The sequence below is a fragment of the Mycobacterium sp. NGS62 genome (assembly GCF_059812285.1).
Map to the genome: position 1 here is coordinate 96,248 of NZ_JCALCK010000004.1, position 26,073 is coordinate 122,320.

Genomic DNA, 26,073 nt, shown 5'->3' on the forward strand with positions numbered 1-26,073 from the left:
CCATGCTAGCCGGGGCTTTGACGTGGGTCGACAGGTGTCAAGTTCGCCCGGGCGGTCAAGTTCGCCGATGCGCGACGCCGAGCACGTAGGCGGCCTGGCCCAGGTGCTGGGCGCAGTCGTCGATGATGCTGACCAGTCGCATGCTGGCCGTCACCGGCGGATCCCAGTGCGTGTCGACCACGCGGGCCAACTCGTCACCGGTGACTGTGACGACGTACTCCAGCGTCAGCTTGTGCACGGCGTGGTAGTAGCCGGCCAGCAGCTCGCGCGGGGCCTGCACTTTCGCCACATCTTCGGGGCTGTGGCCGTAGCCCGTGTCGTCGCGGGGCAAATCCAGCCCGAACCGATCCACCCAGCCGTCGCGGGTCCAGACCTGCTCGACGCCGGCGATGTCGGCAAGCTGCACGTCCTGCACCCGGGCGCTGTGCCAGATCATCCACGCGATGCTGTTGGCGTTGGGACTCTGCCGGTAGCTGGACTGTTCTTCGGTGAGCCCGTCGGTGATCTGGTCGACGTGCTCGACCAACCGGGTGAACGAATCGCGAAGTAATTCCTGGGCAGCGGCATCGGATTCAGCCATGCTGCCGACGCTACGCCCCGTGGAACACCGCCTCGACGTTGTTGCCGTCGGGGTCACGCACGAACGCACCGAAGTAGCCGGGGTGATACTCCGGCCACAGCCGCGGCGCGTGCAACGACTCGGCGCCGAGCGCCAGCGCAGCTTCGTAAAACGCCGTGACCGCGTCGGTGTCGGCGGCTTGGAAGGCAACATGTATCTCGCGGCTAGGCCCCATCCCGGTGCCCTCGGCGATCCAGAAGGCCGGGTGGCCGTCCCGGCCGTATCCGATGGCTTCGCCGAAATCCATCTGCCGCGTGTAGCCGAGGACGCCGAGTACCCGGTCGTAGAACTGTTGAGCTTTGGCGTAGTCGGCGCAGTTGATGCCGAAGTGATCGATCATGAATAGAGAGCCTGGCATGGGCCACCGACGGGGTCGTAGATTATTTAGATGACCTACGACCTCGTGATCCGTCACGGCACCATCGTCGACGGGCTGGGAGGTGAGCCCTACGTCGGTGATGTCGGGGTACGCGGCGGCGTGATCGCGGCAGTCGGCGTCCTCGACGGTCCCGGCGACCGGGAGATCGATGCGACCGGGCTGCTGGTCACGCCCGGGTTCGTCGACCTGCATACCCACTACGACGGCCAGGCGATCTGGTCGGACCGGCTGAATCCGTCGTCGGCGCACGGCGTGACCACGGTGGTGGTCGGCAACTGCGGAGTGGGCTTTGCGCCATGCCGCGCCGAAGACCACGACGTGCTGGTCGACGTGATGGCCGGCGTCGAGGACATTCCCGGCGTCGTGATGACCGACGGCCTGCCCTGGACGTGGGAGACCTTCGGCGAATTCATGGATGCTTTGGAGTCACGCCAGCTCGATATTGACGTGGGGGCCTATCTGCCGCACTCCCCGCTGCGGGTCTACGTGATGGGCCGGCGCGGCGCTGACCGCGAACCGGCCACCGCCGACGACCTGGCCAAGATGCGGGCGCTGGCCAAGGAAGCCGTCGAGCTCGGCGCGTTGGGGTTTGCGTCGTCGCGGCTGGCGACACACCGCACCGAAGGCGGCCGGCAGATTCCCAGCTACGACGCCGGGGAGAACGAGATCCTCGAGATCGCCCGCGGTATCGCCGACGGCGGCGGCGGCCTGATCCAGTTTGTGCCGGACATCCCGGCCGGCGGGTATCAGCCGGTGCTGCAGCAGGTGTTCGACGCCGCCGGGGACACCGGGCTGCCGGTGACGTTCACGCTGGTGGTCGGCAACTCCGGTGACCCGCTGTGGGAAGACGCGATCACCATGGTGGAAAAGGCCAACGGCGCCGGCGCCGATATCACCGCGCAGGTTCTGCCCCGTCCGATCGGGCTGATGATCGGCCTGGACCTGACCGTCAACCCGTTCATGCTCTATCCCAGCTATCGCGAGATCGCCGGGCTGCCACTGGCCGAGCGGGTCGCGCAGATGCGCCGGCCGGAGGTGCGGGCCCGCATTCTGGCCGACAGGCCGACCGAGGCCGCGATCAATCCGCTGTTCTATTTGGCGCAGGCGTGGGACTGGATCTTCCCGCTGGGCGACGAGCCCAACTACGAGCCCGATGCGACGAACAGCATCGCGGCCCGGGCCCGGGCGCGTGGCGTGGACCCGGCCGAGGAGGCCTACGACCGCCTGCTCGACGACGACGGCCACGCGATCCTGCTCGGCGCGATGGCCAACTTCCAGACCAACTCGCTGACAACCGTTGGCGAGCTGATCCGCCGCGACGACGTCGTGCTGGGCCTCGGCGACGGCGGTGCCCACTACGGAATGATCTGCGACGCAAGCTATTCCACGTATCTACTGACGCACTGGGCGCGTGACCGGGCGTCGGGGCGGCTGTCGGTGGCCGAGGCAATCCGCGAGCTGACGTCGGTGCCGGCCCGCGTCGCCGGGTTGGGTGATCGCGGCCGAGTCGCCGTCGGCTACAAGGCCGACCTCAACGTCATCGACCATGCGGGGCTGCGGCTGCACAAGCCGGTGGTCACCCACGACCTGCCCGCCGGCGGACGCCGGCTCGACCAGACCGCCGACGGGTATGTGGCGACGATCGTCGCCGGTGAGGTGATCGCCCGCGATGGTGTGCCCACCGAAGCCCGCCCGGGCCGGCTGGTGCGCGGGCGGCGGTGATCCGCCGAGTGGCCAGTTATTGCACGCAAATCACGAAAATGCGTGCGGCAACTGGCCACTCGACGTAGCGCTCAAACGATGCGCTGCGACGGGGTCGACCTCGCCACCAGCTCCGCGTCGCGGGTGACCACGTCGCCGAGCACCTCGTCGATGCGGGCCAGCAGCTCGTCGGGAATCTGCACCCCGGCCGCCTTGACGTTCTCGGTGACCTGCTCCGGCCGCGAAGCACCGACCAGCGCCGCGGCGACGTTGTCGTTCTGCAGCACCCACGCGACGGCCAGTTGCGCCGTGGTCAGCTCCAGCTCCTCGGCGATCGGGCGCAGCTGCTGCACCCGCTCGAGCACGTCGTCGGTCATGAACCGCTTGATGAAGTTCGCGCCGCCCTTCTCGTCGGTGGCGCGTGATCCGGCCGGCGGCGGCTGACCGGGAAGATACTTGCCGGACAGCACACCTTGAGCCATCGGCGACCAGACGATCTGACTGAGCCCCAGTTCGCGGCAGGCCGGGACGACCTCGGGCTCGATGATCCGCCACAGCATCGAGTACTGCGGCTGGCTGGAGATCAACGACACCCCGAGTTGGCGGGCCAGCGCGTGAGCGGCCCGGATCTGCGCGGCGGTCCACTCGCTGACCCCGATGTAGAGCGCCTTGCCCGCGCGCACGATGTCGGCGAAGGCCTGCATGGTCTCCTCCAGCGGGGTGAAGGAGTCGTAGCGGTGGGCCTGGTACAGGTCGACGTAGTCGGTCTGCAGCCGGCGCAGCGACCCGTCGATGCTCTCCATCATGTGCTTGCGCGACAGGCCGGTGTCGTTCTTACCCAACGGGTCGGGCCCGGTGGGCCAGTAAACCTTGGTGAAAATCTCCAGCGACTCACGCCGCTGACCCTTCAGCGCCGCGCCGAGCACCTCCTCGGCGCGGCCGTTGGCGTACACGTCAGCGGTATCGAACGTGGTGATGCCACAGTCGAGCGCCGCGCGCACACAGGCGGTGGCGACGTCGTTTTCGACCTGTGCGCCATGAGTGAGCCAGTTGCCGTAGGTGATCTCCGAGATCTGCAGACCTGAGTTGCCGAGGTAGCGGAATTCCATACGCCCCATCCTGCCGAAGTAAGCTCGAACCATGAGCAAGAAGGTGGATCTCGACCGGCTCGCCGACACCCTGCGCGACTACGGGTTCGCCTACGTGATCAGCGTCGACGACGAATACCGGGCACACACCGCGGCCGTCACCCCGGTCCTCGACGACGGTGTGCTGCAGATCGGGGCGGTCGGTCGGCACACCCGCGCCAACACCGAAGCCCACCGCGACGTCACCGTGCTGTGGCCGCCGCAGGCGCCGGGCGGCTACTCGCTGATCGTCGACGGCCACGCCGAGAACATCGACCCGCTGACGGTCAGGCCCACCCGCGCCGTGCTGCACCGGCCCGCCACCGCGGACTCCCCGCCGAGCACCTGCAGCCCCGCCTACGACTGCGTGAACCTCGCCGTACAGACCTAGCCCGACAACGCTTCGAAGAGGGTGGCCAGCTGTCCCGGCGACACCGACACACCGCACTGGTTTCGCAGGTTAGACAGCGGCTGCGCGATGTGTTGCAGATCAGTCAGCTCGTTGAGGTGGCCGGCAAAATAGCCCCGGACCGACGCCCGGGCGTCTGCCGGTGGCTGCTGGACCGCATTGGTCAGCACATCGTTGGCTCCCGGGTGGCTGCCCAGGTATCCACCGGCGTCGCTGAGCACACCGCTGGCGGTGGTCGACAGGCCCGCAGCGGTGCATGGGTCGGGTGCGGCGTCGGCCGGCTGCGACGCCACCACGCCACCCAGCGCACAAACCGCAGCCACGCCGATCGCAATGCGCCACAAACACGTTGCAGAGATTTTCATTGGGGTGGGTCCTTTCGTGGTCAGGCGGATGCCTGCAGCCACGTTATCCGCGCAACGGCACCGGCATACCCGCCACCATGAGAACGACGGCCTCGCTTTCGCGGGCGATCCGCGCGTTCACCGTGCCGAGCAGATCACGAAACAACCGCCCGGACGCGGTCGCGGGGACCACACCGCTGCCCACCTCGTTGCTCACCCCCACCACCGGTAGCGGGCAGTCACGCCACGCCGCCACCAGTTCATCGATGTCGGCGTGCACGGCGTCCAGCCCATCGCCGTCCCACGCCTGATGGACGTCGATCCGAGCGGTCAGCCAGGTGCCCAGGCAGTCCAGCAGCACCGGCGCCCCGGCGGCGCGCAATTGCGCTGCCGCATCGGCGGTTTCGACAGTTCGCCAGGACACCGGCCGGCGCGCCTGGTGCAGCTTCACCCGTTCTGCCCATTCCCCGTCGCCGTCCCGGGTGCCGCCGGTAGCCAGGTAGATCACCTCGGGCTCGGCGGCCAGCAGCGTCTCGGCGTAGGCCGACTTGCCCGACCGCACACCGCCGAGCACCAGGGCGCGGACCGGATGCACAGAGTCGGGGCGGGCCGCGCCGGTTCGCACCACTTCCCCGTCGCGCCCCGGGCGTGCTCCCCACTGACCCAGTACGTGCGCCAGTTCGGCACCGGGCGGGTTGTGATGGCTCAGGTGGATCGCGACGACGTCGGTGCTGTCGACGACGGCACCGGATTGGCGCAGTTGCGCGAGTGTGCGTGCGAATGTCGGCAGGTCGTGGTGCTCGGTGCCGTGGTCGGTGAACGTCCCGAACGTCTCCTCGAGGAACACCGCGTCGAAGCCGGCGCCCGCGATCGCCGCGTGCACGCTGTCCGGCAGCGGACCGGTGTCGGTGGCCCACAGGATCCGGTCGTCGCCGCTGGCAATGTCGTAGAAGACGGCATCGGCGCCGAGCTCCGAATCGTGGGCCGCCTCCAGAACCCGCACCCGGTACCGGTCCAACGTGACGTCGTCGCCGGGGTGGACCTCGACGAACCGGACGGGGTCGTCGGGGGCGACCCAATCCTGGCACTGCTTCAGTGCGCTCGGCGGGCCGAGCACCTCCAGCGGCTCGGTCCGGCCGGCCCAGTGCCGCATCAGCAGCGCCGCCGGCCCGACGTGGTCGCTGTGGCCGTGGGTGAACAGGATGTGGCGCACATCGGCCAGCGAGCGGCCGCGTCGCACCGCGGCGCGGGGCGCCTCGGGACCGCAGTCCAGCAGCACCGTGTTGTCGAGCAGCCCGGCGGTCTGACCGCGGATCTCGCCGGCGGCCATCGCCGACCGGCAGGAGGCGCAGCGGCAGAACGGGCTGGGCCAGCCGTCGCTGCTGCCGGTGCCCAGCAACAGAATCTCCACGCCGTTATTGTCATTGACTCTGCGCCTACCAGACAGCCCACCCGCACTTTTGTCTGGTGTTGGCAGAGTCATCAATGGCGCACGAAAAAGCCCGGCCTGCCGAAGCAGACCGGGCCTTCCCGTTGACAACCAGACTCAGAAGTCCATGCCGCCCATACCACCGGTCGGGTCGCCCGCCGGAGCGGCCGCCTTCTCCGGCTTGTCGGCGACAACGGCCTCGGTGGTCAGGAACAGACCCGCGATGGACGCCGCGTTCTGCAGCGCCGAACGCGTCACCTTGACCGGGTCGGCGACGCCGGCCTTCAGCAGGTCCTCGTACTCACCGGTGGCGGCGTTCAGGCCGGTACCGGCTTTCGAGTTGCGTACCTTCTCGGCCACCACGCCGGGCTCCAGCCCGGAGTTGAACGCGATCTGCTTCAGCGGAGCCTCCAGCGCCACCTTGACGATGTTGGCGCCGGTCGCCTCGTCACCGGTGAGCTTCAACTCGTCCAGCGCCGGAGCCGCCTGCAGCAGGGTCACGCCGCCACCGGCGACGATGCCCTCCTCGACGGCGGCCTTGGCGTTGCGCACCGCGTCCTCGATGCGGTGCTTGCGCTCCTTGAGCTCGACCTCGGTGGCAGCCCCGGCCTTGATCACCGCAACGCCGCCGGCCAGCTTGGCCAGCCGCTCCTGCAGCTTCTCGCGGTCGTAGTCGGAGTCGCTGTTCTCGATCTCGGCGCGGATCTGGGCCACCCGGCCGGCGATGGCGTCGGAGTCACCGGCGCCCTCGACGATGGTGGTCTCGTCCTTGGTCACCACGACCTTGCGGGCCTTGCCCAGCAGCGACACGTCAGCGGTCTCCAGGGAGAGGCCGACCTCTTCGCTGATGACCTGGCCGCCGGTCAGGATCGCCATGTCCTGCAGCATCGCCTTGCGGCGGTCGCCGAAGCCGGGCGCCTTGACGGCCACCGACTTGAAGGTGCCGCGGATCTTGTTGACGACCAGGGTGGACAGCGCCTCGCCCTCGACGTCCTCGGCGATGATCAGCAACGGCTTGCCGGACTGGATGACCTTCTCCAGCAGCGGCAGCAGGTCCTTGACGGTGGACACCTTGGAGCTGACCAGCAGGATGTAGGGCTCCTCAAGCACCGCTTCCTGACGCTCGGGGTCAGTCACGAAGTAGCCCGAGATGTAGCCCTTGTCGAACCGCATGCCCTCGGTGAGCTCGAGCTGCAGGCCGAAGGTCTGCGCCTCCTCGACGGTGATGACGCCCTCGTTGCCGACCTTGTCCATCGCCTCGGCGATCAGGTCGCCGATCGACTGGTCGCCGGCCGAGATGGCCGCGGTGGCAGCGATCTGCTCCTTGGTCTCGACCTCCTTGGCGCCCTTGAGCAGCGTCTCGGTGACCTTCTCGACGGCCTTCTCGATGCCGCGCTTCAGGCCCAGCGGGTTGGCGCCGGCCGCGACGTTGCGCAGGCCCTCTTTGACGAGCGCCTGGGCCAGCACGGTGGCCGTGGTGGTGCCGTCACCGGCGACATCGTCGGTCTTCTTGGCGACCTCTTTGACCAGCTCGGCGCCGATCTTCTCGTAGGGGTCCTCCAGCTCGATCTCCTTGGCGATGGACACACCATCGTTGGTGATCGTGGGAGCGCCCCACTTCTTCTCCAGGACGACGTTGCGACCCTTGGGGCCCAACGTCACCTTTACCGCGTCGGCGAGGCTGTTCAGGCCCCGCTCGAGGCCGCGACGGGCCTCTTCGTCGTACGCAATTGTCTTGGCCATTGCGAAGTGATTCCTCCGATTAGGGGATGACACGTTCTGTGGCCGGGTGCAGTGCCCGCGACGGACGGCTCGGGTGTGTTTCCGCTGGCGCGGCCCGTGCCTCACCGTCCCGACCTAGCACTCACCGGTCGCGAGTGCCAACACATTCTTAGCACTCGCCCATGGAGAGTGCAAGGTCACATACCCCGGCCTCCGCGCCGGCTCAGGGCAGGTCGAGCAGCTCTTCGTAAAACCCGCCGAAACCGCGCACCGGGTGGACGAGATGCACCTCGAGGATCCAGTGGCACGGCAGCCCCGAGCCGTCCAGGCGGCGCATCGGCCGGCCGGATCCCGGTTTGAGGTACCACTGCGCGCCGTCGCCGGCGAGCTTCTTGTGCGAGAATTGGCCCACCAGGTGCCCCGCGATGGGGCTGCCCCAGTCGTAGCCCTCGGCCCGGGCCTGCTCGACGACGTGGTCGAACAGTTCGGCGCCGGTGACCTCCGGATGCTCATCGAAGTAGGCACGCCCAACCCGCACCCGAACGCTTTCTTCCGCGACCAGCTTGCCCACCGCAATGATGGTGCGGCCTACCCATGCTCCGATGCCATTGCGCTACAGTGCATCTCGACAGATAGGAGTCCTCGGGTGCGGGCAACCGATGCGCCCAGCACCCGAGCGTTGCGGGGCTGGCAGCGGCGAGCCTTGGTGCGCTATCTGACCGGCAAACCGCGCGATTTCCTGCTGGTCGCCACCCCGGGCGCGGGTAAGACCGCGTTTGCTCTGCGCATCGCCGCGGAGCTGTTGGCCGATCGCAGCATCGAGGCGATCACCGTGGTCGTGCCCACCGAACACCTCAAGGTGCAATGGGCATTCGCGGCGGCCGCCGACGGCATCGCGCTGGACCCGAAGTTCCGCAATACCGCCGCGCACACCTCGGCCGAATACGACGGCGTCGTCGTCACCTACGCCCAGGTGGCCAGTCACCCGGCGCGGCACCGGGTGCGCACCGAGAGCAGACGAACCCTGGTCATCTTCGACGAGATCCACCACGGCGGCGATGCCAAAAGTTGGGGCGAGGCCATCCGGGAGGCCTACGGCGACGCCACCCGCCGGCTGGCATTGACCGGCACACCGTTTCGCAGCGACGACGCCGCCATCCCGTTCGTGCACTACGCGCCCGACCGCGACGGCCTGCTGCGCTCGCAGGCCGACCACACCTACGGCTATACCGAGGCGCTGGCCGACGGCGTGGTGCGCCCGGTGGTGTTTCTGGCCTACTCCGGTGAGGCCCGCTGGCGGGACAGCGCCGGCGAGGAATACGCCGCGCGGCTCGGCGAACCGCTGAGCGTCGAGCACACCGCCCGGGCCTGGCGCACCGCGCTGGACCCGGCCGGCGAGTGGATGCCGGCGGTTATCGCTGCGGCCGACACGAGGTTGCGGCAGTTGCGCGGTGGCGACATGCCCGACGCCGGCGGCATGGTGATCGCCTCGGACCAGAAGGCCGCGCGCGCCTACGCCGGCCTGCTGACCAGGATCACCGGCGAGGCAGCGACCGTCGTACTCTCCGACGACCCGGGTGCATCGGAAAGCATCGCGCGGTTCGCCGCGGACACCAGCCGTTGGCTGGTCGCGGTGCGCATGGTGTCGGAGGGCGTCGACGTCCCGCGGCTGGCAGTGGGCGTCTATGCAACCAGCGCCTCGACCCCGCTGTTCTTCGCCCAGGCGATCGGCCGGTTCGTCCGGTCCCGGCGGCCGGGGGAAACGGCGAGTGTGTTTCTGCCGTCGGTGCCCTCGCTGCTGCTGCTGGCCAGCGAATTGGAGGCGCAACGCAACCACGTGCTGGGTAAACCGCACCGGGAGACCGACGAGTTGGTCGCCGCGCAGCGCCGCCAGAGCGAGCCGTCGGAGATCGAGAACGCGTTCACCTCGCTGGGCGCCGACGCCGAGCTGGACCAGGTCATCTTCGACGGCGCGTCGTTCGGCACCGGCGGCGATGAGGACGACTACCTCGGCATCCCGGGTCTGTTGGATGCCGGGCAGATGCGAGACCTGTTGCGCCGCCGCCAGGCCGAGCAGCTGGAGCGGCGCGGCAGTGACGCCGAGCCGGTCATCCGGCACGGTCAGCTGCGCGATCTGCGCCGCGAGCTCAACGCGTTGGTGTCGGCGGCGCATCACCGAACGGGCAAGCCACATGGCTGGATTCACAACGAACTGCGGCGCATCTGCGGTGGACCGCCGGTGGCCGCGGCGACCACCGACCAGCTCAAGACCCGGATCGAGGCGGCCCGAAAGCTGTAGCGGATATCCCGATCGCCTGACGTGAGCTGCGAAACGGTGCTGCAATTTACGCATGAGTATGAAATTTGCCGGCGGTCGTGCGGGCAGGGTGGTTGCGGTCCTCGGGCTTGGCGGCGGACTGCTGCTGACTGCGCCGGCAACGGCGTTCGCGTCGACCCCGATCACGTTCGAGTTGACAGGCTCCTTTGCCGACGGTGTGCAGGTGTCGTATTTCGGCGCCGACGACGAACCCGAAACCGCTGTCGTGGGTTTGCCGTGGTCGACGGCCTACGACTACAACGGAAGCGCGCCTTCGCTGAGTTTCAGCGGCGTTCATCCCGGCGGCGATCCAGGGTCGGTGACCTGTCGGGTTTCCGTCGGTGGGCGGACGGTCGTCTCGAAGACCAACAACGCACCCAAGAGCGCCGGTACCGGCGCCTGGTGCAACATGGTCAACGTGGGCTCGGGGTATCGAGGTACCTCGGGTTGACCGGGTTGACCCGGCGGGGTCGGCCATGCCCAGCACGGCACAACCGATCACCCGTGGGTATCGTTTGGCGCCATGAGCTCAGGAGGCAAATGGTCGCACGCCGACGTGCCGGACCAGAGCGGCCGGATCGCGATCGTCACCGGTGCTAACACCGGCCTGGGCTATCACACCGCCGCAGCGCTGGCCCAAAGCGGCGCGCACGTCGTACTGGCAGTGCGCAACCTGGAGAAGGGCAACGCCGCGCTGGCGCGCATCGTCGCCGCCCACCCCCCGGCCGATGTCACGTTGCAGGAACTCGACCTGAGCTCGCTGGATTCGGTCCGCACCGCCGCCAACCGGCTGCGTTCGGCCTACCCGCGCATCGACCTGCTGATCAACAACGCCGGCGTGATGTGGACACCCAAACAGGTCACCGCCGACGGGTTCGAAATGCAGTTCGGCACCAACCATCTCGGCCACTTCGCGTTGACCGGGCTACTGCTCGACCACCTGCTGCCAGTCCGCGGATCGCGGGTGGTGACCGTCAGCAGCATGGGCCACCGCATCCGCGCGGCCATCCACTTCGACGACCTGCAGTGGGAACACCGCTACGACCGGATCGCCGCGTACGGACAGTCCAAGCTGGCCAACCTGCTGTTCACCTACGAGCTGCAGCAGCGGCTCGCTGAGCAGCAGAAGAACACCATCGCAGTGGCCGCACACCCCGGCGGCTCCAACACCGAACTGGCGCGCAACATCCCGACCATCCTGAGACCGGTCGCTTCCGTGCTGGGTCCGCTGATCTTCCAAAGCGCGGCGATGGGCGCGCTGCCGACGCTGCGCGCGGCCACCGACCCCGACGTCGAGGGCGGGCAGTACTACGGTCCCGATGGCCTGGGCGAGCAGCGCGGTCACCCGAAGCTGGTGTCTTCCAGCGCGCAGTCCCACGACGAGGAGTTGCAGCGCCGGCTGTGGGCGGTCTCCGAGGAACTCACCGACGTGACGTTCCCGCTCTGATGCGTTCGGTCGAGGAACATCAGCGTGTCGTCGACGAGCTGATCGCCGCGCGTCCGGCCGCCACCGCCGGCCTCGCCGAAGCCGAGCACCTGGTGCTGGCCGCCGACGTGGCGGCGACCGTATCGCTGCCGGTGTTCGACAACTCCGCGATGGACGGCTACGCGGTGCGGGCCGCCGACATCGCCGACGCGACAGCCGAGCGACCGGTGAAACTGCCGGTGGCCGAAGACATTCCAGCCGGCCGCACCGACATTCCCACCCTCGAGGCCGGAACCGCACACCGCATCATGACCGGCGCGCCGATGCCGGCCGGGGCGACGGCGGTGGTGCCGGTCGAGGCCACCGACGGGCAGATCGACGTCGTGACCATCCGCGAGGCCGCGGACGAGGGGCGCCACATCCGCCGCGCCGGCGAAGACGTCGCCGCGGGTACCACGGTGCTACGGGCCGGGCAGGTGATCACCCCGGCGGCGGTGGGGTTGGCCGCAGCGCTGGGCCTGCACGAGCTGCCGGTGCTACCCCGGCAGCGGGTGCTGGTGATTTCCACCGGGTCGGAGCTGGTGTCGCCGGGCACGCCGCTGCAGCCGGGACAGATCTACGAGTCCAACTCGATCATGCTGGCCGCGGCGGTCCGCGACGCCGGCGCCGACGTCGTCGCCACACCGGCCGTCAGCGACGATGTCGCGCAGTTCGCCGCGGTGCTGGACCGCTACGCCGCCGAGGCGGATCTGATCATCACCAGCGGCGGCGTCAGCGCAGGCGCCTACGAAGTGGTCAAGGACGCGTTTGGCCGCGACGGCGACCAGGGCGTGGACTTCGTCAAGGTGGCCATGCAGCCCGGCATGCCGCAGGGCACCGGCCGGGTGGCGGGCACGCCCATCATCACGCTGCCCGGAAATCCGGTCAGCGCGCTGGTGTCCTTCGAGGTGTTCATCCGCCCCGCGCTGCGCACCGCGATGGGCCTGCCCGATGCACACCGGCCGCGACAGCCAGCGGTGCTCACCGAAGCGCTGCGGTCGCCTCCCGGGAAGCGCCAGTTCCGGCGCGGAGTGTTCGACGCCGACGCCGGCACCGTCACCAGCTGGGGCCCGCCGGCGTCACACCATCTGCGGTGGTTCGCGTCGGCGAACTGCCTACTCGACATTTCCGAGGACGTCGACCAGCTCCCGGCCGGATCGGAGCTACAGATCTGGGACCTGCGCTGAGCGCCCGCGCCGCTCCGTAAGATGACCGGGTGGCACGACGCCCCCGCCCCGCCGGTCTCTCCGGCCCACAACGCCTGGCAGCGCTGCTGCGCTCGACCGTTCCGCCGGTACATCCGGCCGGGCTGCCGTTCATCTCCGCCGGCCTGGGCCTTGCCCTGGCCGGACGCAACCACCGATGGTTTCGCCGGGCCGGCCTGCTGGCTGCGGGCGCCTGCGCGGGCTTCTTCCGCCATCCGCCGCGGGTGCCGCCCAGCCGCCCGGGTGTCGTCGTCGCGCCCGCCGACGGCCTGGTGTGCGTGGTGGACACGGCTGCGCCGCCCGCCGAACTCGGCCTGCCCGACACCCCGCTGCCGCGGATCAGCATCTTCCTGTCGCTACTGGATGCGCACGTGCAACGGTCCCCGGTCAGCGGCGAGGTGCTCGCCGTGCACCACCGGCCCGGCCAGTTCGGCTCGGCCGACCTGGCCGCGGCCAGCGAAGACAACGAACGCATCAGCATGCGGATCCGCACCGCCGACGGCGCCGAGATCGTCGTCGTGCAGATCGCGGGACTGCTGGCCCGGCGCATCGTGTGCGACGCGCACGCCGGCGACAAGCTGTCGATCGGTGACACCTACGGCCTGATCCGGTTCGGCTCCCGGCTGGACACTTATCTCCCGGCCGGCACCGAACCCTCGGTCCTGGTCGGGCAGCGCGCGCTCGCCGGCGAAACGGTGCTGGCGCAACTGTCATGATCACCAGACCCCGGACCCGCCGAGCGGTCAACCTGCGCATCCTGCCCAGCTCGATGAGCGTGCTGGCGATCTGCGCCGGGCTCACCTCGATCCGGTTCGCGTTGGAGGCCCAGCCGCACGTCGCGATGGCGCTGATCGCCGCCGCCGCCATCCTCGACGGACTGGACGGGCGGGTGGCCCGCATCCTGGACGCCGAGTCGCGGATGGGCGAGGAGATCGATTCGCTGGCCGACGCGGTGAATTTCGGGGTGGCGCCCGCGGTGGTGGTCTACGTGACGTTGCTGGCGGCGTCGCCGGCAGGCTGGGTGTTGGTGCTGCTCTACGCGGTGTGCATTGTGCTGCGGCTGGCCAGGTTCAACGCGCTGCTCGACGACGCCACTCTGCCGGCGTACACGCGCGAATTCTTCGTCGGGATGCCGGCCCCGGCCGGAGCCATCGCGACCCTGGGCCCACTGGCCGCCAAATTGCAGTTCGGCGACGGCTGGTGGACGACGCCGTGGTTCGTCTGCGCCTGGATCGCGGGCTGCTCGGTCCTGGTCGTCAGCAGGCTGCCGATGAAAAAGATGCACGCCGTATCGGTGCCGCCGAATTTGGCGGCGGTGCTGTTGGCGGCGTTGGCGATCGTTGCCGCGGCGGCGTTCCTGTTCCCCTACATCCTGGTCATGGTGGCCATCGTGGCCTACCTGCTCCACATCCCGTTCTCGGTACGCAGCCATCGCTGGTTGGCCGAGCATCCCGAGGCCTGGGAGCATGAGCCCAAGCAGCGGCGCGCCGTGCGCCGCGCCATCCGCCGAGCGCAACCCAACCGGCGGTCGATGGCGCGGCTGGGTTTGCGTAAGCCCGGCCGGACGCCATGACACCGCCGCCCAGGGGTGGCCGGCAGCTGACCCTGACCGCACGGCTGAACACGTCGGCGGTCGACTCGCGTCGCGGTGTGGTTCGCCTGCACCCGGAAGCCATTGCGGCCCTGGGAATTCGGGAGTGGGATGCGGTGTCGCTGACCGGATCGCGGACCACCGCGGCAGTGGTCGCCGTAACGGTCGCCGACATCCCGGCGTTCGCCGCGCTGCTCGACGATGTGACGCTGTCCAACGCCGGGTTGCGCGAGGACAGCGCCGTCATCATCAGCCCGGCCGCCGTGTGCGGCGCCCGCTCGGTGACGCTGAGCGGTTCGACGCTCGCCACCCAGTCGGTTCCACCGGCCACGTTGCGACAGGCCCTGCTCGGCAAGGTGGTCACCGTCGGCGACGCCGTATCGCTGCTGCCCCGCGATCTGGGGCCGGGCACCTCGACGACCGAGGCCAGCCGCGCGCTGGCGTCGGCAGTCGGCATCAGCTGGACCTCCGAGCTGCTCACGGTGACCGGCGTGGACCCGGCCGGGCCGGTCAGCGTGCAACCCAATTCGCTGGTGAGCTGGGGTGCCGGTGTCGCGCCGGCAGCTGCCGCCCGGGAGGCGGTCGCGCTCGAGGACCTCAGAGGCTCTCAGGCCCAGGCTGCCAAGCTCACCGAGTGGCTCAAGCTGGCGCTGGATCAGCCGGACCTACTCGAAACCCTGGGCGCCACAACCAATCTGGGTGTTCTGGTGTCCGGCCCCGCCGGCGTCGGGAAAGTGACGCTGGTGCGGGCGGTGTGCGCCGGCCGACGGCTGGTCGAGCTGGACGGCCCCGAGGTCGGCGCGCTGGTTGCCGACGAACGCCTCAACGCTGTCAAATCCGCGGCCGCCGGAGTCCGCGACGGCGGCGGCGTGCTACTGATCGCCGACATCGACGCGCTGCTGCCCGCGACCGCCGAACCGGTGGCGACCCTCATCCTGGCCGAGCTGCGGTCGGCGGTGGCCACGACGGGGGTGGCGTTCATTGCCACCTCGGCGGTGCCGGAAAACCTCGACCCGCGGCTGCGCGGGCCCGACCTGTGTGACCGCGAACTGGGATTGAGCCTGCCCGACGCCGCCACCCGAAGCTCCCTGTTGGCGGGGCTGCTGAAGGGCGTTCCGGCCGCCGACCTGGACCTCGCCGAGATCGCCGGCCGCACACCGGGTTTCGTCGTCGCGGATTTGGCCGCGCTGGTGCGCGAGGCGGCATTGCGTGCCGCCTCCCGCGCCAGCACCGATAGCCGGCCGCCGCAGCTGACTCAAGACGACCTGCTCGGCGCGCTGACCGTCATCCGGCCGCTGTCCCGGTCGACCGGCGGCCAACCGTCGCCCGGCGACGTGACCCTCGACGACGTCGGCGATATGGCGGCCACCAAACAGGCACTCACCGAAGCGGTGCTCTGGCCGCTGCAACACCCCGACACCTTCGCCCGGCTCGGCGTCGAGCCGCCGCACGGCGTGCTGCTCTACGGCCCGCCCGGCTGCGGCAAGACGTTTCTGGTCCGCGCGCTCGCCAGCACTGGTCAACTGAGCGTGCACGCGGTCAAGGGCTCGGAGTTGATGGACAAGTGGGTGGGGTCCTCGGAGAAGGCGGTCCGCGAGTTGTTCCGCCGCGCACGCGATTCGGCGCCGTCGCTGGTGTTTCTCGACGAGCTCGACGCGCTGGCGCCGCGGCGCGGGCAGAGCTTCGACTCCGGCGTGAGCGACAAAGTCGTGGCCGCGCTGCTCACCGAGCTCGACGGCATCGAGCCGCTGCGCGACGTCGTGGTGGTCGGCGCCACCAACCGGCCCGATCTGATCGACGCCGCGCTGCTACGGCCGGGCCGGTTGGAAAAGCTGGTGTTCGTCGAACCGCCCGACGCCGCAGCCCGCCACGACATCCTGCGCACCGCCGGCAAGTCGATTCCGCTGCACACCGATGTCGACTTGGCCGTGCTGGCAGCCGATTTGGACGGTTACAGCGCCGCGGACTGTGCGGCGCTGTTGCGCGAAGCCGCGTTGGCCGCGATGCGGCGCAACATCGATGCCGCCGACATCACCGCCGCCGATATCGCCGCGGCACGCGAAACCGTCCGGCCCTCGCTGGATCCCGGGCAGGTGGCTGCCCTGCGCGCTTATGCCGAGGCCCGATAGCTCGTCAGCAACGCGCGCACGGCCGCGGCGACGTCCTCCTCCAACCAGTCCGGGATCAGCTTGTCGTGCGCGTGCCGCCGGACCACGGCATAGGGCAGGTCAACGACGGCTCTGGCGACGGCATCGACGCAGCGCGGATCGCTGCTGCCGTATAGCTCGCGGGTCAAGGTGTGCAGCCGTTCCAGCAGCGGCGCGTTTCGGGCGGTGAGGGTCTGCTGAAACGCGGCGTCGGGTTCGCCGTCGAGCAGATCGCCCGGCCGGATGGTCAGCAGCAGCCGGGCATCCTCGGGGTGCTCGCGCATGAAGTCGATCGCCGCCACGGCCATCGCGACGGCGGTCTCGAGGGGGCTGTCGCCGGCGGCGGCGATCGCCCGCGCCTGGAAACGTTCGAGCGCACGCAGCCAGGCGGCGGTCAGGATGCCGTTGCGGTTACCGAAGCGGTGATACAACGTCCCGGCCGGCGCGCCGCTCGTCTTCGCGATCGCCGCGACACTGGCCGCCCGCGGTCCATCCACCAACACCAACGAGCGCGTTGCGTCGAGGATCACATCGGTTTCATGCTTCCGCGGAGGCGCCACGATCTAGTACAGTCCTTCTATATGGAACGATTATCCTATATCGACGAGCATGCCATATCGATCGGCGCGCCGGCGGCAGACACGTGGTCGGCGCTGCTTCGAGTGATCTGCACTGACCCGAACGACCCCTCGACAGTCCCGGTGGGCTTTGTCCTCGGTGAAGCGACGCCGCCGGTACGCCTGGTGTTGAAAGGCCGGCACCCGTTCGCGGTCTATCGGTGGGTGTTCGAATTGGACTCCGAAGGCCCGCGGAGCACTCGGGTGCGCTCGCAGACGTGGGCGGCATTTCCGGGTCTGCACGGCACGATCTATCGCGCGCTGGTCATCGGCAGCGGCGCGCATCGCGTCGTGGTGCGCTGGATGCTCAAACGCGTTGCGGCAGCGGTGATTGCCGCGCCGAGGCAGCTCGTTCAAACCGCGGCTGATTACACGGACACCTTCGAAGCTTCACTCCATCACGGCGACGAGCGCACTGCCGAACAAGCTTTCCGCGACGCGCTGGACACACCTGTTGCGCTGGGAAGGCTGGTCGTCTGGATTCACCGCCACGTCCTGCTGTTTCGGCTGGGACCGCACGCCTCCGCTATCGGTTGGACGATCATGCATTCCGAGCACGACGAGGTCGTGCTGGCCACGGACGGACCGCTCATGCACGGCGAACTGACGCTGCGGCGTGCGGATGGCCGGCGCGCCGTGCTCACCACACGTCTGCACTATCGGCACAAAATCGCCGCCCGCACGGTGTGGGCTTTGGTCGGCCCACTGCATCGGATGCTCGCACCGCGACTGATGGAGCGCAGCGCCCGTAAAGGCTTCGGCGCGCAGCGGTCTGCCGCATAGCAGCGCGAAACACGCTGTGCCCCAAGCCGCTCATCGCAGGACAGGGATCCGGTGCAGGGCGTCGATAAAGTCGGCAACGTCGGCGCTGCGCGGCGTGTAGCCGGGGAAATAACAGCACACCTCGGCGGCGTGATCGCCGAACCGCGCGGCGATCTGCTGCGCACACTGCTCGGGAGGTCCCACGATCCCGATCCGCGCCACCATCGCTTCGGTGACCAGATTGCGCATCTCGGTGAAGCGGCCCTGCTTGGACAGCGCGTTGAGCTCCGGCTGGGCATCCGCCCACCCCTCGGTCTCAAGCACGGGCAGATAAGCCGGAGTCGAGCCGTAGAACGCGATCAGGGATGCCACCCCGTCAATCGCGGCTGCCAGATCAGCGTCGTCACGGCCAACGGCAACCATCACCTGAGCGATGATCGCAAACTCCCCGGACGGCCGTTGTGCGCGCTGCAGCCCCGTTTCCACGGCGGGGATCGTGCGTTCGGCGAAGTGGCGGGCACTATTGAACGGCATGACGAGCAGGCCGTCGGCGACTTCCGCCGCTGTGCGCGTCATCACCGGACCCAGGGCGCCCATCAGCACCGGAGGCGGTCCGAATGGATTGGGCCCGGGGTTGAAATTGGGCGGCATCAAGGTGTGCGTGAAGAATTCACCGCGAAAATCCAGGCGACACTGCCCTTCCCACGCGGCGAATATCGCTTTGATTGCGGCGACGGCCTCGCCGGTTCGCGCGGCCGGCCGCTCCCACCGACTGCCGTAACGCTTTTCGATATGCGGCCTGATCTGCGAACCCAGTCCGAGCCGGAACCGGCCGCCGCTGTAGACCTGCAGGTCGTAAGCGGCGTGCGCCAGATGCAGCGGACTGCGGGGCCCGGCGATCGCGACGTTCGTCATCAGTTCCAGGCTGGTCGCGTCGGTCGCGACGACCAATGGAAAGAACACGTCGTGCGGGCCCTCGAAGGTGAACAGGCCGTCGGCGCCGGCCGCGGCGATCTCTGCCGCGTTTGCCCGCGCACGGACCGGCGATCCGTCGACTTGAAGATGTACCTGCATCTCGATAACTCACCCGGACAATCGGTTTGACGCCTCATCGCTTCGCCCGATAAAGACTTCTACTGCACGAACGGTCACGACCGCAACCGGGTGCCGTCCGAGTAATTCGGTGAATTCGTGAAACTGCTTGCGCGGCTTGCCGTTCCGTTGGCGTAGCAAGGAAACAGGTGTTAGCTGGCGTCGCGCGATGCCGGATTCATCGGTAGACTGCCAGGCGAAATTGCCCTACAGGGTGACGCCCCGCTTTGCCCTCTTGCGCGGGGGCTCAACGACACCCCGACACCGGAGTGCCATGCTCGCCATCCTGCTTGCCCACGCGGCTGCCGCCGCGTCGGCGCCGCTGCTGGTGCGCAGATACGGCCGGTTGGCCTTCTATCCGCTCGCGCTGGTGCCGCTGGGGTCGCTGAGCTGGGTGGTGCTGAACTGGCCCAGCAACACCGACCACACGGTTCAGTTCAACTGGGTGCCCGAGTTGTCCATGAACATCGCGCTGCGGTTCGACCCGCTCGCCGCGATCATGAGCACGTTGGTCTTGGGCATCGGCGCACTGGTGCTGGTCTATTGCGCCGACTACTTCCGCCACCACGACGGACACCTTGAGAACCGGTTGCCCAGCTTTGCCGCGGAGCTGGTCGCGTTCGCCGGCACCATGTTCGGCCTGGTGGTGGTCGACAACATGCTGATGCTCTACGTCTTCTGGGAGCTGACGACGGTGTTGTCGTTCCTGCTCATCGGCCACTACGCCGAGCGTCTGAACAGCCGCCGCGGCGCCAGCCAAGCCCTGCTGGTGACCACGGCCGGCGGATTGGCGATGCTGGTGGGGATCATCATTCTGGGCCAGTCCGCCGGCAGCTATCTGCTGTCGGACGTGATAGCCGGTCCCCCGCCGGGCACCGCGGTCGCCGTCGCAGTGTTACTGATTCTGGTCGGCGGGCTGAGCAAATCGGCGATCGTGCCGCTGCACTTCTGGCTACCCGGCGCGATGGCGGCGCCCACTCCGGTCAGCGCCTATCTACACGCCGCCGCCATGGTCAAAGCCGGGGTGTATCTGGTTGCCCGGATGACCCCCGGATTCGCGGACACACCAGGCTGGCGCCCCACCGTGGTGATCCTCGGGACGGTCACCATGTTGCTGGCCGGCTGGCGCGCGGTCCGCGAATACGATTTGAAGCTGATTCTGGCGTTCGGAACGGTCAGCCAACTCGGACAGATCACCGTGCTGGTCGGCAGCGGCGACCGCGATCTGATGCTGGCCGGCCTGGCCGTGTTGTGCGCGCACGCGATATTCAAGGCCGCGCTGTTCATGGTGGTGGGGATCGTCGACCACGCCACCGGCACCCGCGACGTGCGGCGCCTGGCATGGCTGGGGAATCGCTGCCCGTCGTTGCTGGTGATCGCCGCCGCGGCCACCGCCAGTATGGCGGCGCTGCCGCCGTTTCTGGGTTTCGTGGCCAAAGAAGCCGGATTTGCGGCGCTGGCGCACAGTTCGTCGCTGGGAACGGCCGCGCCGTACGTGCTGGGTGCGGTCGCGGTCGGGTCAGTGTTCACGATGATCTACAGCCTGCGGTTTCTGTGGGGCGCGTTTGCGCGCAAGAGCCGCGACGCCCCCAGCGCTCCCGTCGCAGCTCTGCACCGACCCACCGCCACCTTCCTGATCGCGCCGGCGGTCCTGGCCGCCGCCGGTCTGCTGCTGGGCCTGGCGCCCGCACCGCTAGGGCGACTGCTGAACGACTACGCCGACAGCGGCTACCCGCTGGCGCTGTGGCACGGCGTGGGTCTGCCGCTGCTGCTCTCGGCGCTGGTGGTGGCCCTGGGCGCGGCGGCCTTCTTCGGGCGGGCCTGGTTGCGGCGCGCGCGGCTGGGGTGGCTGCCGCTGGGCAACGCCGACCGCGTTTACGACGCGGTCGTCCGCGGCCTCGACGTGGTGTCGGTGCGGTTGACCGGCGGGACTCAGCGCGGCTCGATCCCGGCCACCCAGTCGGTGATCCTGACGACGCTGGTGCTGGTCCCGACGGCAGCGCTGGCGCTGGGGGCCCGGGACCGATTTTCGTTGCGGCTGTGGGATTCTCCGCTGCAAGGGATGCTGGCCGGCTTGCTGCTGGCCGGCGCGCTGGGCGCGACCGTGATGCGCAACCGGCTGGCCGCCGTGCTGACGGTCGGCGTCACCGGCTATGCCTGTGGTGCGGTGTTCGCGTTCCACGGCGCACCCGACTTGGCGCTGACGCAGTTCCTGGTGGAGACCGTGACGCTGGTCGTCTTCGTGCTGGTCCTACGGACCCTGCCGGCCGACGTCGACGACATCACCCACCGGCGGCTGCCCCGCGCGGCGCTGGCCGTGGCCGTCGGCGCCGCCGTGACCGTGCTGGCGATGTTCGCCATCGCCGCTCGCAGCGGGACCTCGATCGCAAGCCTGCTGCCCGACGCGGCCTATCTGCGCGGTCACGGCGCCAATACCGTCAACGTCCTGCTGGTCGACATCCGGGCCTGGGACACCCTCGGCGAAATCTCGGTGCTGCTGGTTGCGGCGACCGGTGTGGCGTCGCTGGTGTTCCGGCACCGCCGGTTCGGCTCGGCCCCGCGAATCCCGCAAAACGGCCAGCCCGACATCGGGCCCCTTCCCGCCACCCCCTACAGCCCCGCGATCAGCGACACCACCTGGCTGCGCGGCAGCGAATACCGCGACCCGCGTTACCGCTCGCTGGTCCTGGAGGTCACCACCCGGATCATCTTTCCGCTGATCATGGTGGTGTCGGTGTATTTCTTTTTCACCGGCCACAACCATCCCGGTGGCGGCTTTGCCGGCGGTCTGACCGCGGGGCTGGCGCTGGTGTTGCGCTATCTGGCCGGTGGGCCCTACGAACTGGGCGAGACGCTGCCGCTGGACGCCGGCAAGATCCTCGGGGTCGGGCTCGGCCTGTCGGCGGGCACCGCGATCGCATCCCTGCTGCTCGGCGCGCCGGCGCTGTCGTCGGCGGTGGTGGCCTTCGACATTCCGGTGTTGGGCCACGTCAAGTTCGTCACCACGGTGTTCTTCGACCTCGGCGTGTATTTGATCGTGGTCGGTCTGGTGCTCGACGTGCTACGCAGCCTCGGCGTCCGGGTCGGCGAAGACCTGGCCAATCCGGCATCGGCGGTGCGGGCGCCATGACCGTCGACCTGATTCCATTACTCGCGATCGGCGGCCTCACCAGCTGCGGGGTCTATCTGTTGCTGGAACGCACGCTGACCCGGATGTTGCTGGGCCTGCTGCTGATCAGCAATGCCGTCAACCTGCTCATCGTCAATGTCAGCGGCCCGCCGGGCGATTCGCCGATCTACGGTCACGACACTCCGGACAAGCCGGCCGCCGACCCGCTGGCGCAGGCCATGGTGCTGACCGCGATCGTGATCACGATGGGCGTGGCGGCCTTTGTGCTGGCGCTGGCCTACCGCTCCTACCGACTGACCGCCGCCGAAGCCGTCGGCAAAGATCCTGAGGACACCCGCGTCGCGCAGCTGTCGGACGAAGAAGCCGCCGACGTCGACGCCGACCCGTCGGAGCCCTACCCCGACACCGACGAACCCGACGAGCTCGACGCGCTGCCCGGCCACCAGGGGTCGCGATGACGTTGGCAGCCAACCTTGCCCCGCTTCCGGTGCTGGTTCCCACCATCGGCGCAGCCGCGACGCTGGTCGCGGGTCGACGGCCGCGATTGCAGCGCGCGGTCACGTTGGCCGCGCTATCGCTGATCGTGGTGATCTGCGCGGCGCTGCTGTACCTGACCGACCGGGACGGCACAGTGGCACTGCATGTCGGCGGTTGGGGACCGACCGCGTTGGGCCCGCTGGGCATCACGCTCGTTGTCGACCGGCTCTCGGCGCTGATGCTGGTGGTGTCGTCGATCGTGTTACTGACCGTGGTGCTGTACGCGATCGGTCAAGGTATCCGCGACGGCGGCGACCGCCAGCCCGTGTCGATCTTTCTGCCCACCTATCTCGCGCTGGCCTCCGGTGTGTGTATGGCGTTTCTGGCCGGCGACCTGTTCAACCTGTTCGTCGGGTTCGAGGTGCTGTTGAGCGCCAGCTATGTGCTGCTGACCATCGGCGCCAGCGCCGCTCGGATCCGCGCCGGCATCGGCTACGTGATGGTGTCGCTGGTCTCCTCGCTGATTTTCCTGCTGGGCATCGCGTTGATCTACGCCGCGACCGGCACGCTGAACATGGCCGAGCTGGCAGTGCGGATCGGCAGCCTCAGCGCCGGCACCCGCAGCGCGATGTTCGCGGTACTGCTCATCGCCTTCGGCATCAAAGCCGCGGTTTTTCCACTGTCGGCGTGGCTGCCCGACTCCTACCCCACCGCGCCGGCGCCGGTCACCGCGGTGTTCGCCGGGATTCTGACCAAGGTGGGTATCTATGCGATCATCCGGGCCCATTCGCTGTTGTTCCCCGACGCCGGGCTGAACCACCTGCTGCTGGTGGCCGCGTTGCTGACCATGCTGGTCGGCATTCTCGGCGCCATCGCCCAAAGCGACATCAAACGTCTGCTGTCCTTCACGCTGGTCAGCCACATCGGCTACATGGTGTTCGGGGTGGCGCTGTCCAGTCAGGCCGGCATGTCCGGTGCCATCTACTACGTGGCGCACCACATCGTCGTGCAGACCACGCTGTTCCTGGCAACCGGCCTGATCGAACGCCAAGGCGGCGCGTCGAGCTTGCAGCGGCTCGGTGGCCTGGCCGCAAACCCGTTGCTGGCCTTCATGTTTCTCCTCCCTGCGCTGAACCTTGGTGGTATACCGCCATTTTCAGGATTCATCGGAAAGGTAGCCCTGTTGCGGGCCGGCACGGTCGACGGATCGGTGCTGGCTTGGGTGCTGGTGGCCGGTGGGGTGGTGACCAGCCTGCTGACGTTGTATGTGGTGTCGCGGGTATGGACCAAAGCGTTTTGGCGCCCTCGCGTCGACGCGCCCGACGGTGACCTGGTGGCGGCGCGCGCGGCGGTATTGCTCGAGGACACCGAAGACATCGCATTCGACGATCGCGACGACGTCGGCCGGATGCCGATCAGCATGATCGCGGCCACGATCGCGCTCATCGCCGTCGGTGCGGCGTTGACGGTGTTCGCCGGACCGCTTTTCGCCTACAGCGACCGGGCCGCCGCCGAGGTGCTCGACCGCGGCCACTACATCTCCGCGGTTTTAGGGGCGGTGCGATGAGGCGGGCCGCCGCTCTGCGAATCAGCACCCTGCTCGCCCTGACCGGCGTGTGGGTATTGCTGTGGGGAACCTACTCGGCGGCCAACGCCCTCAGCGGATTGGTTGTCGCGCTGACGATTACGTGGCTACTGCCGATGCCGCGGGTGCCCGTGCAGGGCCGGGTGCATCCATTATCGGTGCTGCGACTGCTTATCCGGGTCGCGTGGTATCTGGTGGTGTCCAGCGTTCAGGTCTCGTGGCTGGCGATCAAACCCGGCCCGCCGCCGCCGGCTGGCGTGTTGCGAGCGCAGGTGTCGATCAAATCCGACCTGGTGCTGGTGCTGGCCGTCAACATCTTGACGATGATCCCGGGATCGATCGTGCTGGAGATCGACCAGGTGCGACGAGTGTTCTATTGCCATGTGGTCGACGTCGGTTCAGACCGCTCGATCGGCCGCTTCTACCGCCAGGTCGCCGAGGTTGAGCGGCTGCTGATGGCCGCCTACGAGCGCGACGACGATTGGCGGCCCGTCGAGGGAGTTTCCACATGAATATGGTTTGGCTGATCGCCGGGATACTGCTGAGCGCCGCGGCCGCCATCACGATGTTTCGCCTGCTGGCCGGTCCGAGCACGCTGGACCGGCTGGTCGCATTGGACACGTTGATCGCGGTGACGATGTGCGCCATCGGCACCTGGGCGGCGTTCACCCTCGACAGCACCGTGACCTACAGCCTGGCGGCGCTGGCGCTGATCAGCTTCGTCGGATCGGTCAGTGTGGCCCGCTTCCGGGTCCCCGACAAAGGACCGCGATGAACATCCTCGACATCATCTCCGGGGTGCTGGTGCTGGGCGGATCCGCGCTGGCGCTGACCGCGGCCATTGGCGTCGTCCGCTTCGGCGACACGTTGTCACGCATGCATTCGGCGACCAAACCGCAGGTGCTGGGCCTGCTGCTGGTGCTGGCCGGAGCCGCGATCCGGCTGCGCGGCAACTACGACGTCGGAATGCTCGTCTTGACCGGGGCGTTCACCGTGCTGACCGCCCCGGTGGTTGCGCACCGGGTCGGCCAGCTGGCATACCGCGAACAAGACATTCGTCAACGCTTCACCGTCGACCAGATGGAAAGCAGCGATGACACGGACTGACGATGACAGCCGGGAGCTCAGCGAGAGCGTCGGCGCGACCGTGCTCGGTGTGGCGATCACGCGGGCCGCCGAGTCTCAGCGGGACTGCCCGTTGTTCACCGACCCCTACGCGCAGTTCTTCCTCGACGCCGCCACCGCGCGTGGCTGGCGGGTGCCGTCGTCCGGGCCGATCGCCGAGCGGCTGCGAACCATTGCGGGCTACGCCGCGGTGCGCACCAAATGGTTCGACGAACACGTCATCGCCGCCGGAGCCAACGGCATCGAGCAGGCCGTGATCCTCGCCCCGGGCCTGGACACCCGGGCTTGGCGGCTGCCGTGGGTGCAGGGCAGCTTCGTCTACGAAATCGACCAGCCGGACGTGCTGGAGTTCAAGGCCGATACTCTTTCGGCGCATGGCGCTCGAGCGGCGGTGACGTATCACCCCGTGCCCGTCGACGTGCGCCAGGATTGGCCGAAAGCCTTGCAAGAGGCCGGTTTTGACCGTTCGTCACGCACGCTATGGGTTGCCGAAGGTTTGTTGCCGCAGCTGGCGTCAGCCGACCAGGATTTGTTGCTCGAGCGGATAGCGGATCTCAGCGCGGCCGGCAGTCGGGTGGCCGTAGAAGGGCGCGCCGACGTCGCGAAGTGGCTGACCCAGCGCGATTGGACGGTCGAGACCAGCGAGGCGCTGGATCTGATGCACCGCTACGGCCGCTCGCCGACCGGCGAGGAGGCGGACGCCACCCCACGCAGCGTGTTCATCGAGGCCCGGCTGTCCGGCTAGCCTCCGCCCGCCCGCGCCGCGAAACAGAAGCCAGGGCTGCGATCCTGCCGAGATCACGACCGTGGCTTCTGTTTGGCGAAAAGGG

The 26,073-nt window shown here is 68.7% G+C and carries 24 protein-coding genes and 2 pseudogenes; 17 read left to right on the forward strand and 9 right to left on the reverse strand.

The window, feature by feature from the left end; translation table 11 throughout:
* Nucleotides 1–55: 55 nt before the first annotated feature.
* Nucleotides 56–580 carry a mycothiol transferase gene (locus tag AC5Y49_RS12535; RefSeq protein ID WP_499887418.1) on the reverse strand — a complete coding sequence of 175 codons (525 nt, stop codon included), beginning with the start codon at nt 578–580 and terminating at the stop codon, nt 56–58.
* Nucleotides 581–590: 10 nt separating this feature from the next.
* Nucleotides 591–959, reverse strand: a complete 369-nt coding sequence (locus AC5Y49_RS12540) for a VOC family protein (protein WP_499887420.1) — start codon at nt 957–959, stop codon at nt 591–593.
* A gap of 48 nt (nt 960–1,007) precedes the next feature.
* Between AC5Y49_RS12540 and AC5Y49_RS12545 the strand changes: the two genes are divergently transcribed.
* The gene (locus AC5Y49_RS12545; RefSeq protein ID WP_499887422.1) at nt 1,008–2,720 is read left to right on the forward strand and encodes an N-acyl-D-amino-acid deacylase family protein; all 1,713 of its coding nucleotides are present in this window, start codon (nt 1,008–1,010) and stop codon (nt 2,718–2,720) included.
* Nucleotides 2,721–2,791: 71 nt separating this feature from the next.
* Here the strand turns inward: AC5Y49_RS12545 and AC5Y49_RS12550 are convergent, their stop codons facing one another.
* Nucleotides 2,792–3,808: an aldo/keto reductase family protein gene (locus AC5Y49_RS12550; RefSeq protein ID WP_499887423.1), complete on the reverse strand. Its 1,017-nt coding sequence runs from the start codon at nt 3,806–3,808 to the stop codon at nt 2,792–2,794.
* Between the two features lie 31 nt (nt 3,809–3,839).
* On the opposite strand from AC5Y49_RS12550, the gene AC5Y49_RS12555 reads away from it, so the two are divergent.
* Nucleotides 3,840–4,217 carry a pyridoxamine 5'-phosphate oxidase family protein gene (locus AC5Y49_RS12555; RefSeq protein WP_499887425.1) on the forward strand — a complete coding sequence of 126 codons (378 nt, stop codon included), beginning with the start codon at nt 3,840–3,842 and terminating at the stop codon, nt 4,215–4,217.
* Here the strand turns inward: AC5Y49_RS12555 and AC5Y49_RS12560 are convergent.
* The 4 genes and pseudogenes from AC5Y49_RS12560 to AC5Y49_RS12575 form a co-directional block, all read right to left on the reverse strand.
* On the reverse strand, nt 4,214–4,600 hold the full coding sequence (locus AC5Y49_RS12560) for a heme-binding protein (protein WP_499887427.1): 387 nt from the start codon (nt 4,598–4,600) through the stop codon (nt 4,214–4,216). The genes AC5Y49_RS12555 and AC5Y49_RS12560 overlap by 4 nt on opposite strands.
* A 43-nt stretch (nt 4,601–4,643) precedes the next feature.
* Nucleotides 4,644–5,990, reverse strand: a complete 1,347-nt coding sequence (locus tag AC5Y49_RS12565) for a bifunctional adenosylcobinamide kinase/adenosylcobinamide-phosphate guanylyltransferase (RefSeq protein WP_499887429.1) — start codon at nt 5,988–5,990, stop codon at nt 4,644–4,646.
* Between the two features lie 135 nt (nt 5,991–6,125).
* Nucleotides 6,126–7,751 carry a chaperonin GroEL gene (groL, locus tag AC5Y49_RS12570; protein ID WP_499887431.1) on the reverse strand — a complete coding sequence of 542 codons (1,626 nt, stop codon included), beginning with the start codon at nt 7,749–7,751 and terminating at the stop codon, nt 6,126–6,128.
* Between the two features lie 202 nt (nt 7,752–7,953).
* A pseudogene (locus AC5Y49_RS12575) lies at nt 7,954–8,295 on the reverse strand (M24 family metallopeptidase); the annotation flags it as partial.
* A gap of 81 nt (nt 8,296–8,376) precedes the next feature.
* Here AC5Y49_RS12575 and AC5Y49_RS12580 point away from each other — a divergent pair.
* From AC5Y49_RS12580 to AC5Y49_RS12610, 7 genes are all read left to right on the forward strand, one after another.
* Nucleotides 8,377–10,029, forward strand: coding sequence for a DEAD/DEAH box helicase (locus tag AC5Y49_RS12580; protein ID WP_499887433.1), 1,653 nt, complete (start codon nt 8,377–8,379; stop codon nt 10,027–10,029).
* Between the two features lie 52 nt (nt 10,030–10,081).
* Entirely contained in the window at nt 10,082–10,498 is a 417-nt protein-coding gene (locus tag AC5Y49_RS12585) for an MmpS family transport accessory protein (protein ID WP_499887435.1), read from the forward strand.
* Between the two features lie 72 nt (nt 10,499–10,570).
* On the forward strand, nt 10,571–11,494 hold the full coding sequence (locus AC5Y49_RS12590) for an SDR family NAD(P)-dependent oxidoreductase (RefSeq protein ID WP_499887437.1): 924 nt from the start codon (nt 10,571–10,573) through the stop codon (nt 11,492–11,494).
* The gene (gene moeA / locus AC5Y49_RS12595) at nt 11,494–12,699 is read left to right on the forward strand and encodes a molybdopterin molybdotransferase MoeA (protein ID WP_499887439.1); all 1,206 of its coding nucleotides are present in this window, start codon (nt 11,494–11,496) and stop codon (nt 12,697–12,699) included. The genes AC5Y49_RS12590 and moeA overlap by 1 nt, the downstream gene beginning before the upstream one ends.
* Nucleotides 12,700–12,728: 29 nt before the next feature.
* Nucleotides 12,729–13,433 carry a phosphatidylserine decarboxylase gene (locus tag AC5Y49_RS12600; RefSeq protein WP_499887440.1) on the forward strand — a complete coding sequence of 235 codons (705 nt, stop codon included), beginning with the start codon at nt 12,729–12,731 and terminating at the stop codon, nt 13,431–13,433.
* Nucleotides 13,430–14,290 carry a CDP-alcohol phosphatidyltransferase family protein gene (locus tag AC5Y49_RS12605; RefSeq protein WP_499887442.1) on the forward strand — a complete coding sequence of 287 codons (861 nt, stop codon included), beginning with the start codon at nt 13,430–13,432 and terminating at the stop codon, nt 14,288–14,290. The genes AC5Y49_RS12600 and AC5Y49_RS12605 overlap by 4 nt, the downstream gene beginning before the upstream one ends.
* Nucleotides 14,287–16,437, forward strand: a complete 2,151-nt coding sequence (locus AC5Y49_RS12610; protein WP_499887444.1) for an AAA family ATPase — start codon at nt 14,287–14,289, stop codon at nt 16,435–16,437. Before AC5Y49_RS12605 ends, AC5Y49_RS12610 begins: the two co-directional genes overlap by 4 nt.
* On the opposite strand, the gene AC5Y49_RS12615 is transcribed toward AC5Y49_RS12610, so the two are convergent.
* On the reverse strand, nt 16,419–17,015 hold the full coding sequence (locus AC5Y49_RS12615) for a TetR/AcrR family transcriptional regulator (protein ID WP_499887446.1): 597 nt from the start codon (nt 17,013–17,015) through the stop codon (nt 16,419–16,421). The genes AC5Y49_RS12610 and AC5Y49_RS12615 overlap by 19 nt on opposite strands.
* 21 nt (nt 17,016–17,036) lie before the next feature.
* On the opposite strand from AC5Y49_RS12615, the pseudogene AC5Y49_RS12620 reads away from it, so the two are divergent.
* Nucleotides 17,037–17,402, forward strand: a pseudogene (locus tag AC5Y49_RS12620) (hypothetical protein); the annotation flags it as partial.
* A 483-nt stretch (nt 17,403–17,885) separates the two neighbouring features.
* Here AC5Y49_RS12620 and AC5Y49_RS12625 read toward each other — a convergent pair.
* A complete protein-coding gene (locus AC5Y49_RS12625) occupies nt 17,886–18,908 on the reverse strand; it encodes a TIGR03617 family F420-dependent LLM class oxidoreductase (protein ID WP_499887448.1) in 1,023 nt (340 codons plus the stop codon).
* Nucleotides 18,909–19,200: 292 nt separating this feature from the next.
* Here AC5Y49_RS12625 and AC5Y49_RS12630 point away from each other — a divergent pair, with 292 nt between their 5' ends.
* From AC5Y49_RS12630 to AC5Y49_RS12660, 7 genes are read left to right on the forward strand one after another with little or no spacing between them, the layout of a single operon-like run.
* Complete coding sequence (locus AC5Y49_RS12630; RefSeq protein WP_499887450.1) at nt 19,201–22,056, forward strand: Na+/H+ antiporter subunit A; 2,856 nt, start codon at nt 19,201–19,203, stop codon at nt 22,054–22,056.
* Nucleotides 22,053–22,514, forward strand: a complete 462-nt coding sequence (locus tag AC5Y49_RS12635) for a Na(+)/H(+) antiporter subunit C (protein WP_499887452.1) — start codon at nt 22,053–22,055, stop codon at nt 22,512–22,514. The genes AC5Y49_RS12630 and AC5Y49_RS12635 overlap by 4 nt, the downstream gene beginning before the upstream one ends.
* Nucleotides 22,511–24,100, forward strand: a complete 1,590-nt coding sequence (locus tag AC5Y49_RS12640; protein ID WP_499887454.1) for a Na+/H+ antiporter subunit D — start codon at nt 22,511–22,513, stop codon at nt 24,098–24,100. Before AC5Y49_RS12635 ends, AC5Y49_RS12640 begins: the two co-directional genes overlap by 4 nt.
* Complete coding sequence (locus AC5Y49_RS12645) at nt 24,097–24,630, forward strand: Na+/H+ antiporter subunit E (RefSeq protein WP_499887456.1); 534 nt, start codon at nt 24,097–24,099, stop codon at nt 24,628–24,630. Before AC5Y49_RS12640 ends, AC5Y49_RS12645 begins: the two co-directional genes overlap by 4 nt.
* Nucleotides 24,627–24,893 carry a monovalent cation/H+ antiporter complex subunit F gene (locus AC5Y49_RS12650; RefSeq protein ID WP_499887458.1) on the forward strand — a complete coding sequence of 89 codons (267 nt, stop codon included), beginning with the start codon at nt 24,627–24,629 and terminating at the stop codon, nt 24,891–24,893. The genes AC5Y49_RS12645 and AC5Y49_RS12650 overlap by 4 nt, the downstream gene beginning before the upstream one ends.
* Entirely contained in the window at nt 24,890–25,225 is a 336-nt protein-coding gene (locus AC5Y49_RS12655) for a monovalent cation/H(+) antiporter subunit G (protein ID WP_499887460.1), read from the forward strand. The genes AC5Y49_RS12650 and AC5Y49_RS12655 overlap by 4 nt, the downstream gene beginning before the upstream one ends.
* Nucleotides 25,212–25,988 carry an SAM-dependent methyltransferase gene (locus AC5Y49_RS12660; protein WP_499887461.1) on the forward strand — a complete coding sequence of 259 codons (777 nt, stop codon included), beginning with the start codon at nt 25,212–25,214 and terminating at the stop codon, nt 25,986–25,988. The genes AC5Y49_RS12655 and AC5Y49_RS12660 overlap by 14 nt, the downstream gene beginning before the upstream one ends.
* The last annotated feature ends 85 nt before the right edge of the window (nt 25,989–26,073 follow it).

Excerpts from the sequence above, each read along its gene's own strand:
- AC5Y49_RS12535 (WP_499887418.1), bottom strand. The coding sequence starts at position 580 with ATGGCTGAATCCGATGCCGCTGCCCAGGAATTACTTCGCGATTCGTTC.
- AC5Y49_RS12540 (WP_499887420.1), bottom strand. The coding sequence starts at position 959 with ATGATCGATCACTTCGGCATCAACTGCGCCGACTACGCCAAAGCTCAA.
- AC5Y49_RS12545 (WP_499887422.1), top strand. The coding sequence starts at position 1,008 with ATGACCTACGACCTCGTGATCCGTCACGGCACCATCGTCGACGGGCTG.
- AC5Y49_RS12550 (WP_499887423.1), bottom strand. The coding sequence starts at position 3,808 with ATGGAATTCCGCTACCTCGGCAACTCAGGTCTGCAGATCTCGGAGATC.
- AC5Y49_RS12555 (WP_499887425.1), top strand. The coding sequence starts at position 3,840 with ATGAGCAAGAAGGTGGATCTCGACCGGCTCGCCGACACCCTGCGCGAC.
- AC5Y49_RS12560 (WP_499887427.1), bottom strand. The coding sequence starts at position 4,600 with ATGAAAATCTCTGCAACGTGTTTGTGGCGCATTGCGATCGGCGTGGCT.
- groL (WP_499887431.1), bottom strand. The coding sequence starts at position 7,751 with ATGGCCAAGACAATTGCGTACGACGAAGAGGCCCGTCGCGGCCTCGAG.
- AC5Y49_RS12585 (WP_499887435.1), top strand. The coding sequence starts at position 10,082 with ATGAGTATGAAATTTGCCGGCGGTCGTGCGGGCAGGGTGGTTGCGGTC.
- AC5Y49_RS12590 (WP_499887437.1), top strand. The coding sequence starts at position 10,571 with ATGAGCTCAGGAGGCAAATGGTCGCACGCCGACGTGCCGGACCAGAGC.
- moeA (WP_499887439.1), top strand. The coding sequence starts at position 11,494 with ATGCGTTCGGTCGAGGAACATCAGCGTGTCGTCGACGAGCTGATCGCC.
- AC5Y49_RS12605 (WP_499887442.1), top strand. The coding sequence starts at position 13,430 with ATGATCACCAGACCCCGGACCCGCCGAGCGGTCAACCTGCGCATCCTG.
- AC5Y49_RS12610 (WP_499887444.1), top strand. The coding sequence starts at position 14,287 with ATGACACCGCCGCCCAGGGGTGGCCGGCAGCTGACCCTGACCGCACGG.
- AC5Y49_RS12625 (WP_499887448.1), bottom strand. The coding sequence starts at position 18,908 with ATGCAGGTACATCTTCAAGTCGACGGATCGCCGGTCCGTGCGCGGGCA.
- AC5Y49_RS12630 (WP_499887450.1), top strand. The coding sequence starts at position 19,201 with ATGCTCGCCATCCTGCTTGCCCACGCGGCTGCCGCCGCGTCGGCGCCG.
- AC5Y49_RS12635 (WP_499887452.1), top strand. The coding sequence starts at position 22,053 with ATGACCGTCGACCTGATTCCATTACTCGCGATCGGCGGCCTCACCAGC.
- AC5Y49_RS12640 (WP_499887454.1), top strand. The coding sequence starts at position 22,511 with ATGACGTTGGCAGCCAACCTTGCCCCGCTTCCGGTGCTGGTTCCCACC.
- AC5Y49_RS12645 (WP_499887456.1), top strand. The coding sequence starts at position 24,097 with ATGAGGCGGGCCGCCGCTCTGCGAATCAGCACCCTGCTCGCCCTGACC.
- AC5Y49_RS12650 (WP_499887458.1), top strand. The coding sequence starts at position 24,627 with ATGAATATGGTTTGGCTGATCGCCGGGATACTGCTGAGCGCCGCGGCC.
- AC5Y49_RS12655 (WP_499887460.1), top strand. The coding sequence starts at position 24,890 with ATGAACATCCTCGACATCATCTCCGGGGTGCTGGTGCTGGGCGGATCC.
- AC5Y49_RS12660 (WP_499887461.1), top strand. The coding sequence starts at position 25,212 with ATGACACGGACTGACGATGACAGCCGGGAGCTCAGCGAGAGCGTCGGC.